The sequence below is a fragment of the Micromonospora sp. NPDC005710 genome (assembly GCF_040630995.1).
In the GTDB taxonomy this organism is placed as follows: domain Bacteria; phylum Actinomycetota; class Actinomycetes; order Mycobacteriales; family Micromonosporaceae; genus Micromonospora.
Genome location: NZ_JBEXYP010000015.1, coordinates 103,799 through 117,421 on the forward strand (window position 1 = coordinate 103,799; position 13,623 = coordinate 117,421).

Below are 13,623 nucleotides of genomic sequence, written 5' to 3' on the forward strand. Positions count from 1 at the left end.
CGGCGGCTCATCGCACACTCACCGGACCGCGCTTCACTGGCGTGCGGGTGGTCGGGCGCGGTGCCGCCGGGGCGGGCGGGTCCGACCAGATCAGGCCCGCCGGCATCACGAACAGGGACCGGCGCGCGACCGCGTCACCATTCGCGCCGAGCTGGTAACCATCGATCCACAACCACCCGTCGTACGTCGGCCAGTCGAGAACGCGAATCACCCGGACGACGATCGGGCGCAGGAACTGCACGCTCGCCGCACGGGTCAGGTGCAGGACGTCACCCGTGTGCGGCTTCTGCTGCATGGGCTTCGGCGCGGGTCTCCGATCGGGCGGCTCATCCGGCACGGCGCTCTCTCCCCTGGTCGTCACTGTGGGAAGAGGCCGCCCCGTGCTGCTCACCCGTCGAGATCTTGGACACTTTCCGTTACGGCATAACGGGAATTGTCCAAGATCTGCGTCAGGCCAGGGCGGCCCCGACATGAACGCGCCCGCCGGGTCTCAGGTCCCTACCGGCCGCGCCGCTTGCCGGTTACATTGCCGAGAGCGATGGGATCAGTACACGACGTAGCTCTATTCCCGGGGACGTTCGGGACGTTCATCGTGGAGGCGGGATGAATCATGCGCTTCAAGTGGCCATGGCCGAAGCTGGCGAGACAGCCGAAAGTCTTGCAGCTCAGACGGGGGTAGATCCAAAGACGGCGGCGCGGTGGATAAGCCCGGGACGCGTGCCGCAGCCCCGTCGGCGCGCAAAGCTGGCCGCGCTCCTCGGGAGGGACGTTGGGGACCTCTGGCCAGATGTCCTCAAGCGGCGCGAGCCCCAATGGCTGCGTGAGTGGGTCGACTGGGAACGCGAAGCCCTTGCGATTCGGTGGTTCGAGCACACCTGGGTGCCCGGCCTTCTGCAGACGGACACGTATGCGCGGGCGACGTTGGCAGGCGAAGCGTTGACGCTTGGCGAAGTTGACGATGTGGTCGCCTCTCGCATCGACCGCCAGGCCATCCTCCGCCGCGAACGTCCACCCCTCCTCGTCGCAGTCATCCACGAACTGGTCCTGTACCAATCGGCGTATGGCGACCGATCGTTGATGCGTGAGCAGGTCGCACACCTTGCGCAGTGCGCGGCACTGCCCGCTGTTCAGGTGCTCGTAGTGCCGCAGGACGTCGGGATGTATCCGGGCCTTGGCGGCGGGTTCATCGTGGCCGAGTTGCCCGACGGCGGGCAGGTCGCACACATCGACAGCCAGGTGCGGGCGCAGATCCTTAATGGAGCTGCGGACATTGCTACGCTGAATCACAGGTGGGAACGCATCAGAAGCGAAGCTCTTTCCCGTCAACAGTCCCTCGACCTGATCAGGAAAGCAGCAGAATCATGGACCTGACCGGCGCGCAGTGGCGTAAGAGCACGAAGAGCGGCAACAACGGAGGCTCGTGCGTCGAGGTTGCTGACAACCTTTGCGGCGTTGTCCTCGTCCGCGACACCAAAGATCGCGACGGCGGGACGCTGACCTTCGCCCCGGCGGCATGGGCCGGCTTCGTCGACCTGGCGAAGGCGATCGGCCCCGTCGGCTGACCAACGCAGCACCACCTGCCCCCGGCGTCCCTGGAAATCCCACGGAGCCGGGGGTCTTTCGTGCGTTCAGGATGAGGTCCGCTCGCTCCGGAGCGCTTATAATGTGGGAAAACTGTCTCAAAGTTTGGGAGATAGCGATGAGCGTGACGGACGTGTTCGACGCGGTGGCCGGCACCTACGACGAGGCACGCAGGCGGCTTATCCCGTGCTTCGACAGCTTCTACGGCACCGCCGTCCAGGTGGCCGCGCCGCCGCTGCGCGCCGCGCTCGCCGCGGGGCGTACCCCGGAGGTGTTGGATCTGGGCGCGGGCACCGGCCTGCTCTCGCTGCTGCTGTCCGCCGCGGTGCCCGGAGTCCGGTTGACCCTGGTGGACGGTGCTCCGGCGATGCTCGCCCGCGCCACCGACCAGTTGGACGCGCGGTCCGTGCCCCACCGAGCGGTCCAGGCCGACCTGGCCGACGAGTTGCCGCCGGGCCGGTACGACGCGGTGGTGAGCGCGCTGGCGATCCACCACCTGGACGACGCCGGCAAGCGTGCGCTCTACCGGCGGGCCGCCGCCGCGCTGGTGCCGGGCGGGGTGTTCGTCAACGCCGAGCAGGTCGCCGGCCCGACCCCGGAGCTGGATCGGCGTTACGACGAGGTGTGGTTGGAGCGGATCACCGAGCTGGGTGCGTCCCCCGACGAGATCGCGGGCTCCCTGGAGCGGATGCGCCACGACCGGCCGGCGACGGTGGCCGACCAGTGCCGGTGGCTCACCGAGGCGGGCCTCGTCGACGTCGACTGCTACTTCAAGGAGTGGCGTTTCGCGGTGTTCGGCGGCCGGCTCGGGTGAGCCTGGCGGAATGTGCGTTTCGCCGGCCGGGGGAGAGTCGCCGAACGCGGGGATGACTGTTGGTCACACCGCTGGGTAATCTGCTCGGCATGACTGCCAAGGTGACTCTCTCGTTCACTGACGAGACGATCGAGGAAGCGCGGCGGTTCGCCAAGCGCGAAGGGCTGTCGCTCTCCGCGTGGATGGACCAGGCCGCCCGGGAGAAGGCGCTGCGCGAGGTCTTCACCGCGCACGCCGCCGCCGTGGGCCGTGCCGGCCTCGATCTGGAGTCCGCCGCCCTCGCCGACGCCCGCGAGGTGGGCATGGTCAACGACCTGCTCTCCGGCGGACGGCCGCGTGCTGCGTAGGGGTGAGATCTGGCGCATCGAGGGCGCCCGGGAACGCCTCGGTCTCGTGATCAGCTCGGACGTCTACAACTCCACCGACGTGCCAATCGTGATCGTGGCAGAGGTGGTCGAGGAGTCGTTGCTCCGGGACTCACCACTCGCCGTGTCGATGGGGCGGTTCGTGGTGATGCCCGACCGGATCTCCTCACCCATGAAGAAGTGGTTCACCGAGTGCGTGGACGTCGCCGACACCGACACCATGCTGAAGGTCGGCCGCGCGCTGCGCATCCTCCAGCAACTCTGACCGCGCGGACCGGGGCGACGTGCTCACCATCGCCGCCGGCCCGTGGTGCGACAGCCGTTTCCGGCCCGACCCGGGACGGGCACTGCCAGGTAACCGGGCGTTCCTAGCGTTTCCCCACGTCACACCGACGAGGAGGAGCCGCCGTGAGCACGCTCACCAGCACCGCAGTCACCGCCGAGCCGCCTGCCGTCACCGGTCGTCGGCAACCACTGCACGACTGGCGCCCCGAGGACCCGGACTTCTGGCAGACCACCGGCGCGCCGATCGCCCGGCGCAACCTCTGGGTCTCGATCTTCGCGGAGCACGTCGGCTTCTCGGTGTGGAGCCTCTGGTCGGTCACAGTGCTCTTCCTCGGCCCCGCGTACGGCATCGATCCGGCCGGGAAGTTCCTGCTCACCGCCGTGCCGGCTGCGCTCGGCGCGGTGCTGCGACTGCCGTACACGCTGGCGGTGGCCCGCTTCGGCGGACGTCGCTGGACGATCATCAGCGCACTGCTGCTGCTGGTGCCCGCGGTGCCGATGACGGTGCTGCTGGAACCCGGGGTGTCCTACTCCACACTGATGGTGCTCGCCTGCCTCACCGGGGTCGGCGGCGGCAACTTCGCCTCCTCGATGGCGAACATCAACCTGTTCTATCCGTCTCGGCTCAAGGGCCGGGCGCTCGGGCTCAACGCCGGTGGCGGCAACCTGGGCGTACCCGCCGTGCAGCTCGTCGGTCTGGCGGTCCTGGCCACCGCCGGCGCCGCGCACCCCCGGTTGGTGCCGGCGGTCTACCTGCCGCTGATCGTGTTGGCGGCGCTGGCGGCGGCCCGCTGGTTGGACACCGTGCCGGGGGCGCGCAACGAGCCGGGCGCGTTGCGGGAGGCGGCCCGCGACCCGCACACCTGGGTGATGTCGCTGCTCTACATCGGCACGTTCGGCTCGTTCATCGGCTTCGGGTTCGCCTTCGGTCAGGTGCTCCAGCTCCAGTTCGCCGAGCGGTTCCCCACCCCCGTCGATGCCGCCTGGCTGACGTTCCTCGGCCCGCTCGTCGGCTCGCTGATCCGGCCCCTGGGTGGGCACCTCGCCGACCGGTTGGGCGGGGCCCGGGTGACCTTCTGGAACTTCGTGGCGATGGCGGCCGGCGCGAGCACCGTGCTGTACGCGGCCCGGGAGCGCTCGTTCGGGCTCTACCTGGCCGGTTTCCTGGCCCTGTTCGTCTTCTCCGGCATCGGCAACGGGTCCACCTACAAGATGATCCCGGCGATCTTCCGGGCCCGGGCGGCGGACGCGGTGGCCACCGGTCAGCGTGATCCGGAGGTCGCCGCCCGGTGGGCGCGGCGGATGACCGGCGCGCTGATCGGCGTGGCGGGTGCGGTGGGCGCCTTCGGTGGGGTGCTGGTGAACGTGTCGTTCCGCCAGTCGTTCCTCAGCTCGGGCAACGCCGACGCCGCCTACCTTGCCTTCATCGGCTGGTACGCGTTGTGCTTCGTGATCACCTGGGTCGTCTACCGTCGTCCGAGGGCCGGTCGACTCGCAGACGTGTGAGCTGAACCACCCTCGGCGCGTCGCCGCGCGGGACCGCACCCCCGTTTTGACCTGCGGACCGGGCGGCGGGTAACGTTGCCTGCTGTTGTACGACATCCAGAGGCGTGCCCCATCAGGTACGCTTGGTCGTTCGTGCGCGCTGGTCCGGCCTGCAAGATCTGGTCACCTCGGCGCGCGACCCCAGACCGACGACGAGACAAGGTAGACCTGTGCGTACGTACAGCCCGAAGCCGGGTGAGATCGAGCGTCAGTGGCACGTCATCGACGCCTCTGATGTCGTGCTGGGCCGCCTGGCCACCCACGCCGCCACGTTGCTGCGTGGTAAGCACAAGCCGACTTTCGCGCCGCACGTCGACACGGGCGACTTTGTCGTCATCGTGAACGCGGGCAAGGTTGCGCTGACCGGCAACAAGCGCCAGACCAAGGTCGCTTACCGCCACTCCGGTTACCCGGGTGGTCTGAAGCAGATCGGCTACGACGAGCTGCTGACCAAGCGCCCCGAGCGGGCCATCGAGCTGGCTGTGAAGGGGATGCTCCCGCACAACAAGCTCGGCCGTCAGCTCATCAAGAAGCTGAAGGTCTACGCCGGTGCCGAGCACCCGCACCTCGCGCAGCAGCCGGTGCCGTTCGAGATCAAGCAGATCGCGCAGTGAGCGCGGGCGAAGGAAGCAGCATGACCGACATCACCGAGACCGAGGTCGCTCCGGAAGCCGTCGAGGCCACCGAGGTCACCGAGGCGCCCGCGCCCGTCGCCCGTGCGCCTCATGGTGACCGGCCGATCCAGACCGTGGGCCGCCGCAAGGAGGCCATCGTCCGGGTCCGCATCGTCCCCGGCACCGGCAAGATCACCTGCAACGGCCAGGACCTCGAGGCCTACTTCCCGAGCAAGGTGCACCAGCAGCTCATCAAGGACCCGCTGGTCACCGCCGAGAAGCTCGAGCAGTTCGACGTGATCGCCAACCTGCGTGGCGGCGGCACCACCGGCCAGGCCGGTGCGTTGCGGCTGGGCATCGCCCGCGCGCTGATCATCAACGAGCCGGATGACCGCCCGGCCCTGAAGAAGGCCGGCTTCCTCACCCGTGACGCCCGGGTCAAGGAGAGCAAGAAGTACGGCCTCAAGAAGGCCCGTAAGGCTCCCCAGTACTCGAAGCGCTGATCTTTCCCAGCGCGTTGTACTTCTGACGGACGGCCGGTCCGCCTCCCCCTCGTCGGGGGGAGGTGGGTCGGCCGTTTCGCTTTCTCCTCACTGGCAGTGCTCTTTCGGAGGTTGGCGGGTATGGGTCGGTTGTTCGGCACGGACGGCGTACGCGGGCGGGCGAACGCGGATCTCACCCCGGAGTTGGCGCTGGCGCTCGCGGTGGCCGCCGCGCACACCCTCGCCGAGACGGACCGCAGCCATCCGCCGCTCGCCGTCGTCGGCCGGGACACCCGCGCCAGCGGCGAGATGCTGGAGGCCGCCGTGGTCGCCGGGTTGACCAGCGCCGGCGCCAACGTGGTGCGGGTCGGCGTGCTGCCCACCCCCGCGGTGGCGTTCCTCACCGCCGAGGCCAAGGCCGACCTGGGTGTGGTGCTCTCCGCGTCGCACAACCCGATGCCCGACAACGGCATCAAGCTCTTCGCCGCCGGCGGGCACAAGTTGCCCGACGAGATCGAGATGCAGATCGAGGCGGCCGTCGAGACGAACGCCACCACCGCCTGGGACCGGCCGATCGGCGCTGGCGTCGGCCGCGTGCACGACCTGCTCGACGGCGCGGACCACTACGTCCAGCACCTGGTCGGCGCTGTGCCGCACCGGCTGGAAGGGATCAAGGTCGTGGTGGACTGCGCCAACGGCGCGGCCAGCGAGGTCGCCCCGGTCGCCTACCGGGAGGCCGGCGCCGAGGTCATCGCGATCCACGCCGAACCGAACGGCCTGAACATCAACGACGACTGTGGCTCCAACCACATCGACGCCCTACGCGAGGCGGTTGTCGAGCACGGCGCCCACCTGGGCATCGCCCACGACGGCGACGCCGACCGCATCGTGGCGGTCAGCGCCGACGGCGACGAGGTCGACGGCGACCAGATCATGGCGATCCTCGCGCTGGCCATGCGGGACGCCGGGACCCTCACCCAGGACACTCTGGTCGCCACCGTGATGAGCAACCTCGGGCTGCGACTCGCGATGTCCGCGCAGGGCATCCGCCTGATCGAAACCAAGGTCGGCGACCGGTACGTGCTGGAGGAGCTGCGCGCCTCCGGGCTGGCGCTCGGCGGCGAGCAGAGCGGCCACATCGTGATGCCCGCGCACGCCACCACCGGCGACGGGGTGCTCACCGGCCTGCACCTGATGGCCCGGATGGCAGCCACCGGCAAGACCCTCGCCGAGCTGGCCTCGGTGATCACCAAGCTGCCGCAGGTGCTGATCAACGTGCCGGTCGGCGACCGGACCGTCGGCGCCGCCGCACCCGCCGTGCGCGCCGAGGTCGAGCGGGCCGAGGCGGAACTGGGCGAGACCGGCCGGGTGTTGCTGCGCCCGTCGGGCACCGAGCTGCTGGTCCGGGTGATGGTCGAGGCGGCCACCGAGGAAACCGCCCGTGAGGTCGCCGAACGCATCGCCGAGCTGGTCCGCACCGCGAGCCCTGTCGCATAAGACGACTGGACGCTGTGGAGCTGAACCGTTCACGGCATCAGCTCCACAGCTCGACGTCAGCGGCTCGCGCCCAGAGCGTGCAGCCGGCTGACCGCCTCGGTCAGCACCTCGGGGCGCTTGCAGAAGGCGAACCGGACCAGCCGCCGGCCCGCCTCGACGTCGTCGTAGAAGACCTGGGTGGGCACCGCCACCACACCGCAGCGCTCCGGCAGCGAGCGGCAGAACTCCACCCCGTCCCGGCCGCCGAGGGCGGTGATGTCGGCGGTGACGAAATACGTCCCCTCCGAGTCGAGCACCTCGAACCCGGCGCCGGTCAGACCACCGACGAGCTGGTCACGCCGCTGCTGGAGACCGTCCCGGAAACCGGTGTAGTAGTCGTCCGGCAGGGACAGCGCCACCGCCACCGCCGGTTGCAGCGGCGCGGCGTTGACGTAGGTGAGGAACTGCTTCACCCGGAGCAGCGCCGAGACCAGCGCCGCCGGACCGCTCGCCCACCCGACCTTCCACCCCGTGCAGGAGAACGTCTTGCCGGCCGACGAGATGCGCAGCGTCCGCTCCCGCATCCCCGGCAGGCTGGCCAACGGCACGTGCGGACTCGACGCGTCGGTGAAGACCAGGTGCTCGTACACCTCGTCGGTCACCGCGTACGTGTCGAACTCCTGGCACAACTCGGCGACCAGCGACAACTCGGCCGGTGTGAAGACCTTTCCGGTCGGATTGTGCGGCGAGTTCAGCAGGACCAGCCGGGTGCGCGGGCCGAACGCCGCGCGCAGGGCCGCCGGGTCGAACGCATACCTGCCGTCGGCCGCCGGACGCAACGTGACCGGCCGGCGGACCGCGCCGGCAAGCGCAATCGAAGCGGCGTACGAGTCGTAGTACGGCTCGAAGCACACCACCTCGTCACCCGGCTCGCAGAGAGCGAGGATGCTCGCCGCCACCGCCTCGGTAGCGCCCGCCGTGATGACGATCTCGCCGTCCGGGTCGTACGCCAGATCGTGGAACCGCAGCTGATGGGCCGCTACCGCCGCGCGCAGGGCGGGGATTCCCGGACCGGGCGGGTACTGGTTCTGGCCGCCGCGCAGCGCCTCGGCGGCGGCGACCAGCATCTCCGGCGGGCCGTCGGTGTCGGGAAAGCCCTGGCCGAGGTTGACCGCGCCGGTGCGCACGGCGAGGGCGGACATCTCGGCGAAGATCGTCGTGCCGAACGGCCGCATCCGGGCCACCAGCGGGTCGACATCGGTGCTCGTCGTCACAGGCGCCAGCCTACGGCCACCCGCCGCCCGAACCCCACCCTCACTCGTGCGTGCACCTGGTCGACCAATAGCCCCGGGTCTTGTCGACGACCGGCTTGCCGGCACCGGTGACCGTGACGGTGCAGTCGAGTGGTCGCTGACCCTCGTCGTCGGCCCAACTGGCCTCCACCATGACCCGGCCCTTGCCGTTGGTGCGGATCGTGGTGCGCCACGGCAACCTCTGGCCGTCGACGTGAATGAGGTCGCTCTCAGCGTCGTAGAACGCGATGTCTGCCGTACCAGAGCCGGTGACCTCGTAGACCACTGTCACTGGTGCCGGCCCCGACGTGGGTCGAGTGATCGGCTCCTTGGTGGGGGTGGGAGACGCGGCGGGCGGCGGCGGTGCGGTGGGCCGCTCGGGGATGATCGGCCCGGCGGTGGGCTCCGTCCAGCCGTCGTCGTCGCTGCCGAAGGGTTGCTCGGCGAACGGGTCGCTGTCGTTGCTGTCGAGGACCAGGCCGGCCACGCAGAGGCAGCCGCAGACGGTCAGCACGAGCGCCACCACGACCGCGACGACGATCCCCACGGTCCGACCGGTGTGCGAGGCCGGGTTACCCCCGGGCTGCGGGTAGCCGGGGTACGAGTACGGCTGCGGATAGCCGGGCGTGGGCCAGCCTGGCGATGGCGGGCCGGCGGGCGTCGAGCCGGAGGCGTCGGGTGGGGACCACGGGGCTGTCGGTGGGCCCGGCGTCGACGGTGTCGCCGGCCACTGGGGCGTCCACTGGGTCGCCGGCGGCGGTGGTGACCAGGGCGCGGCCGGCGGCGGCGGGGTCCACGGTGCCTGCGGTGCCCACGGTTGACCCGGTGCCAGCGGGTCGGGGGCCGGGAACCCGGCCGAGGGCGGTGCCGTCGGATCCGGCGGGGGTGCGGAGGAGGCCGGGTCCGGTGCGGAGGAGGGCGACGGATCGGGCGGGGGCGCGTCGGACATGGCTGCTCCGGGCGGAAGTGGGTATGGGACGAACGGGCCGAGGACGGCCGCGCCGAACCCGCCGAGAGACTGTCGTAACCGAGGGCGCGCCGCAACCCCGTCGTCCCCGAACACGGGTAGGTGGGTCGCGAAGCTCGTCCCGGTTGCGGCCTTCCCACCACCGATCGCTCAGATCGCGTGATTGATAACCCGACTTTCGAGCACCCATCGTGAGTGAAACTGGGTTAGGCTGCGGGCCATGTGTGGAATCGTGGGATACGCGGGCGCGCGCCCCGCACTCGGCATCGTCCTCGACGGGCTGCGGCGGCTGGAATACCGCGGCTACGACTCGGCAGGCGTCGCGATCGTCTGCGACAACCAGCTGCTGACCGAGAAGAAGGCCGGCAAGCTGGCCAACCTGGAGAAGGTGCTGTCCGAGCGGGCCGCCGACGACCCCACCTCCTGTGCGGCCAGCCCGATCGGCATCGGTGACGGCACCACAGGCATCGGGCACACCCGGTGGGCCACCCACGGCGGCCCGACCGACCGCAACGCCCACCCACACGTCGCCCCCGACGGGCGGGTCGCGGTGATCCACAACGGCATCATCGAGAACTTCGCCAAGCTCCGTGCCGAGCTGGAGGCCGACGGCGTCCAGTTCACCAGCGACACCGACACCGAATGCGCCGCGCACCTGCTCGCCGCCGCGCTCGCCGACCTGCGCGCCGCCGGCCAACCGGACGGCCCGCAACTGCTCACCGCCGGCATGCGCGTCGTCTGCCAACGACTGGAAGGCGCGTTCACCCTGCTCGCGGTGGACGCCTCGGTGCCCGGTGCGGTCGTCGGCGCCCGGCGCAACTCGCCGCTGGTTGTCGGCCGCGGCGATGGGGAGAACTACCTGGCCAGCGACGTTGCCGCGTTCATCGAGCACACCCGGGAAGCGGTCGAGCTGGGCCAGGACCAGATCGTGCTGATCACCTCCGACAGCATCGAGATCACCGACTTCGAGGGCCAGCCCGCCTCCGGCAAGGACTTCCACATCGACTGGGACTCCTCCGCCGCCGAAAAGGGTGGCTACGACTGGTTCATGCTCAAGGAGATCGAGGAGCAGCCGCAGGCCATCGCCGACACGCTGCTCGGCCGGCTCACCGAGAGCGGCGAGATCGCCCTCGACGAGGTCCGCCTCAGCGACCAGGACCTGCGCGACGTCGACAAGATCTTCATCGTGGCCTGCGGCACTGCGTACCACGCCGGCATGGTCGCCAAGTACGCCATCGAGCACTGGACCCGGATCCCGTGTGAGGTGGAGCTGGCCAGCGAGTTCCGCTACCGCGACCCGGTGCTCGACCGGTCCACGCTGATCGTGGTCATCTCGCAGTCCGGCGAGACGATGGACACGCTGATGGCGCTGCGCCATGCCAAGGAGCAGAAGGCCCGGGTGCTGGCAATCTGCAACACCAACGGCTCGACCATTCCCCGCGAGTCGGACGCCGTGCTCTCCACCCACGGTGGGCCGGAGATCGCCGTCGCCTCCACCAAGGCGTTCCTCACCCAGGTCGTCGCCTGCTACCTGATCGGCCTGCACCTGGCCCAGGTGCGCGGGATCAAGTTCGCCGACGAGGTGGGCGCCGTGGTCGCCCAGTTGCAGGAGATTCCCGGCAAGCTGCGGGAACTGCTCGACCGGATCGAGCCCGTCCGCGAGCTGGCCCGGGAGCTGAAGTCGGAACCGACAGTGCTCTTCATCGGCCGGCACGTCGGCTACCCGGTGGCCCTGGAGGGCGCGCTCAAGCTCAAGGAGCTGGCGTACATGCACGCCGAGGGCTTCGCCGCCGGTGAGCTGAAGCACGGCCCGATCGCCCTGATCGACAAGGGCACCCCGGTGATCTGCGTGGTGCCCTCGCCGGTCGGCAGGGGCATGCTGCACGACAAGGTCGTCTCCAACATCCAGGAAGTCCGGGCCCGGGGCGCGCGGACCATCGTCATCGCCGAAGAGGGCGACCAGGCGGTCGTCCGGTACGCCGACCACCTGATCTACGTGCCGCGTACGCCCACCCTGCTGGCACCGCTCGTCACCACAGTGCCGTTGCAGGTGCTCGCCGCCGAGATCGCCGCCGCCCGGGGGCACGACGTGGACCAGCCCCGCAACCTGGCCAAGTCGGTCACCGTCGAGTAGCCACCGTCACGTCCCGAACCCCGGTCGCCGCACCCTGCGGCGGCCGGGGTTTCGTCGTCACAGCGGTCGGCCCAGCACGACACGTGCCATGCCGTCCAGCGCCGGGTTCCCCGGTGCCCAGTAACCGGTGTGCCCGCCGCGACCACTCGGGAACACCCGCCCACCGAAGCCGGGGTCGGCCGGGTCGTGACCGAACCACAGCTCGTGCCCCGTCCGGCCCGGCCACCCCAGCACCGCGGCGAGTGGCGCCGCGCCGAGCAGCGCCCGTCGACCCAGCTCGTCCGGAGGCCGAGCGACCCGGATCACGTCGTCGGGTGCGCTGCTCGCCCACACCTCGCCGGGCGGCACGCCCAACTCGGCGGCGTGCGACGCCCCGACACCCGGCGACCCGACGAACACGAGCGCGTCAGCGGCGAGCCCGTGCTCCCGGGCGGCCACCCCCACCACAAGCGACCCGTAGCTGTGCCCGAGCACTGTCTGCCGGGCCGGCGCCCCGTCGTGGCTGACCCGCAGCCCCTCCTGGAAACTGTGCAACGCCGGGCCCGCGTCCCGCGCCTGGCCCGCCGACGCGGCCTCGGTCAGGAAATCCGGCGCGTCGTAGTCCAACCAGAGCACCGCCGCGCTGCGCTCACCCGGAGCCAGCGCCGTGCACCGGTCCAGCACCCGGGCCGCCCTGCCCAACTCGCCGGGGGCGTCGTCCAGGCCGGCGGTCATCCCCGGCACGTAGGTCAGCACCCGGTCGGCGTGGTCCGGGTCGCCGAGCGCCACCACCACCCGGCCCTCACCGCCAGGATCCAACCCGAGCAGGTACGCCCGAGGCGCCCCGCCGGCCGTCAGCCGCCCGACCAGCTCATCCAGGCCGGCCAGCCGCCTGACCAGCCCCCGTAACCGGATCGACGCCAGCGGACCCGGCGGCACCCGGGACAGCAACAGTCGCCGCTCGGCCAGCAACTCCGCCCGCCACACGTCGAGCCGTAACCGGTTGGCCTGGTCCCGGGCGGCCACCGGCAGCCCGTCCAACCGGCCGACCAGGGCCGGCTCATGCCCGATCAGCCACCGTCGCTGCGCCGGGGTCAACCCTGACCACCAGGCCCCCACAAGCGCGGGCGCGGCACCGGGAGCCGGTCGGCCCGGGGGCGGCGGGGACGCCCAGCCGGTGCCGGCGGCCCTCGTCAACTCATCCAACCGGTCGGCGGCCACCCGATCCGCGACGGCTGCCAGGTCGAGCGCGGCCCGCAGAGCCGTGGCCACCCCCGCCGCCGCCATCCCTGCGGCTGCCGCCCCGGCCCGGTCGGTCGGCCGAACCCCGGCGGGGTCGACCCGTACCCCGCCCGAGCGATCCACCAGCAGGCCCGCCGCACCGGCCTGGGCGACCGACTCGGCGAGTCGGGCCTTCGCCACTGTCAGCCGCCCGGCCAACTCGGCCAACACCTGGTCGACCTCGATCAGCGCGGGTGCGATCGAGGCCAGGTCGTCCCGCAGGACGGCGAGCCGAGTGTCCGCCGCCGTCGCCGCCACACCGGACCAGCCGCCCCGCAACCGCCCGCCGGCCCCGCGCAGCCCACCGACGCGCCGATCGACGGGCCCCACCAACCCGGCCCACGCCGCCCCGGCGGCCCGCCACCCGCCCGGATCGACAGCCCACAGCTGCCGGTAGCCGACGCCGCTCACCGGGGCAGGGCGGCGAACCGGTCGGCGGCCCGGTCATCCACCGTCTCGTACGCCTCGGCCGCTGCCCGGACCCCACCGGAGGTCGCCGCGACCTGGGCACCAAGCCCGCAGAACCAGTAGTGCCCGGCCGCCTCCAACCCGGCCAGGGCCGTGCCGGCCCGCCACTCGGGCGCCACCAGCACCAGCCCGGGCAGCCCAGCGAGGCCCAACGCCAACCGACGCGCCTCGTCATCGAGCAGGACGGAAACCGCCCGCAACTCCTCCGGCCGGACGGCGAACGGCTCATCGGTCATGAAAACACCCCCGTTGACGATCGGCATCGACGCGCTGACGCTAGGCGCGCGCCGCGGGTCGCGGGGTGCCCTGTGGACAGCGGCGTCGAGGCGTACACCCGGGG

16 protein-coding genes are annotated in these 13,623 nt (G+C 71.1%); 10 read left to right on the forward strand and 6 right to left on the reverse strand.

Annotated features, from left to right (window positions below; translation table 11 throughout):
* Nucleotides 1-7: 7 nt before the first annotated feature.
* Nucleotides 8-295 (reverse strand): hypothetical protein, encoded by a 288-nt coding sequence (locus ABZ406_RS20995; protein WP_357764240.1) that lies wholly within the window; start codon nucleotides 293-295, stop codon nucleotides 8-10.
* A gap of 308 nt (nucleotides 296-603) precedes the next feature.
* On the opposite strand from ABZ406_RS20995, the gene ABZ406_RS21000 reads away from it, so the two are divergent.
* From ABZ406_RS21000 to glmM, 9 genes are all read left to right on the forward strand, one after another.
* On the forward strand, nucleotides 604-1,371 hold the full coding sequence (locus ABZ406_RS21000; protein WP_357764034.1) for a DUF5753 domain-containing protein: 768 nt from the start codon (nucleotides 604-606) through the stop codon (nucleotides 1,369-1,371).
* The gene (locus tag ABZ406_RS21005; protein ID WP_357764037.1) at nucleotides 1,362-1,562 is read left to right on the forward strand and encodes a DUF397 domain-containing protein; all 201 of its coding nucleotides are present in this window, start codon (nucleotides 1,362-1,364) and stop codon (nucleotides 1,560-1,562) included. Before ABZ406_RS21000 ends, ABZ406_RS21005 begins: the two co-directional genes overlap by 10 nt.
* A gap of 137 nt (nucleotides 1,563-1,699) precedes the next feature.
* Nucleotides 1,700-2,395 carry a methyltransferase domain-containing protein gene (locus ABZ406_RS21010; RefSeq protein ID WP_357764040.1) on the forward strand — a complete coding sequence of 232 codons (696 nt, stop codon included), beginning with the start codon at nucleotides 1,700-1,702 and terminating at the stop codon, nucleotides 2,393-2,395.
* Nucleotides 2,396-2,484: 89 nt separating this feature from the next.
* Nucleotides 2,485-2,742, forward strand: a complete 258-nt coding sequence (locus ABZ406_RS21015; protein ID WP_088950199.1) for a DUF6364 family protein — start codon at nucleotides 2,485-2,487, stop codon at nucleotides 2,740-2,742.
* Nucleotides 2,732-3,025, forward strand: a complete 294-nt coding sequence (locus tag ABZ406_RS21020; RefSeq protein ID WP_357764043.1) for a type II toxin-antitoxin system PemK/MazF family toxin — start codon at nucleotides 2,732-2,734, stop codon at nucleotides 3,023-3,025. The genes ABZ406_RS21015 and ABZ406_RS21020 overlap by 11 nt, the downstream gene beginning before the upstream one ends.
* A gap of 143 nt (nucleotides 3,026-3,168) precedes the next feature.
* On the forward strand, nucleotides 3,169-4,551 hold the full coding sequence (locus ABZ406_RS21025; protein WP_357764046.1) for a nitrate/nitrite transporter: 1,383 nt from the start codon (nucleotides 3,169-3,171) through the stop codon (nucleotides 4,549-4,551).
* A gap of 209 nt (nucleotides 4,552-4,760) precedes the next feature.
* On the forward strand, nucleotides 4,761-5,204 hold the full coding sequence (rplM, locus tag ABZ406_RS21030) for a 50S ribosomal protein L13 (RefSeq protein WP_053653864.1): 444 nt from the start codon (nucleotides 4,761-4,763) through the stop codon (nucleotides 5,202-5,204).
* A gap of 20 nt (nucleotides 5,205-5,224) precedes the next feature.
* Nucleotides 5,225-5,707: a 30S ribosomal protein S9 gene (gene rpsI / locus ABZ406_RS21035; RefSeq protein WP_357764050.1), complete on the forward strand. Its 483-nt coding sequence runs from the start codon at nucleotides 5,225-5,227 to the stop codon at nucleotides 5,705-5,707.
* Between the two features lie 120 nt (nucleotides 5,708-5,827).
* Nucleotides 5,828-7,183, forward strand: coding sequence for a phosphoglucosamine mutase (gene glmM / locus ABZ406_RS21040; RefSeq protein WP_357764053.1), 1,356 nt, complete (start codon nucleotides 5,828-5,830; stop codon nucleotides 7,181-7,183).
* Between the two features lie 56 nt (nucleotides 7,184-7,239).
* On the opposite strand, the gene ABZ406_RS21045 is transcribed toward glmM, so the two are convergent.
* From ABZ406_RS21045 to ABZ406_RS21055, 3 genes are read right to left on the reverse strand one after another with little or no spacing between them, the layout of a single operon-like run.
* A complete protein-coding gene (locus ABZ406_RS21045) occupies nucleotides 7,240-8,436 on the reverse strand; it encodes a pyridoxal phosphate-dependent aminotransferase (protein WP_357764056.1) in 1,197 nt (398 codons plus the stop codon).
* Between the two features lie 40 nt (nucleotides 8,437-8,476).
* A complete protein-coding gene (locus tag ABZ406_RS21050) occupies nucleotides 8,477-9,001 on the reverse strand; it encodes an MmpS family transport accessory protein (protein ID WP_357764059.1) in 525 nt (174 codons plus the stop codon).
* Nucleotides 9,002-9,026: 25 nt separating this feature from the next.
* Entirely contained in the window at nucleotides 9,027-9,269 is a 243-nt protein-coding gene (locus tag ABZ406_RS21055; protein ID WP_357764062.1) for a hypothetical protein, read from the reverse strand.
* A gap of 372 nt (nucleotides 9,270-9,641) precedes the next feature.
* Here ABZ406_RS21055 and glmS point away from each other — a divergent pair, with 372 nt between their 5' ends.
* Nucleotides 9,642-11,555: a glutamine--fructose-6-phosphate transaminase (isomerizing) gene (gene glmS / locus ABZ406_RS21060; RefSeq protein WP_357764065.1), complete on the forward strand. Its 1,914-nt coding sequence runs from the start codon at nucleotides 9,642-9,644 to the stop codon at nucleotides 11,553-11,555.
* Nucleotides 11,556-11,612: 57 nt separating this feature from the next.
* Here the strand turns inward: glmS and ABZ406_RS21065 are convergent, their stop codons facing one another.
* Together ABZ406_RS21065 and ABZ406_RS21070 are read right to left on the reverse strand one after the other, a co-directional pair.
* Entirely contained in the window at nucleotides 11,613-13,226 is a 1,614-nt protein-coding gene (locus ABZ406_RS21065) for an alpha/beta hydrolase (protein WP_357764068.1), read from the reverse strand.
* On the reverse strand, nucleotides 13,223-13,519 hold the full coding sequence (locus tag ABZ406_RS21070; protein ID WP_357764069.1) for a hypothetical protein: 297 nt from the start codon (nucleotides 13,517-13,519) through the stop codon (nucleotides 13,223-13,225). Before ABZ406_RS21070 ends, ABZ406_RS21065 begins: the two co-directional genes overlap by 4 nt.
* Nucleotides 13,520-13,623: the final 104 nt, after the last annotated feature.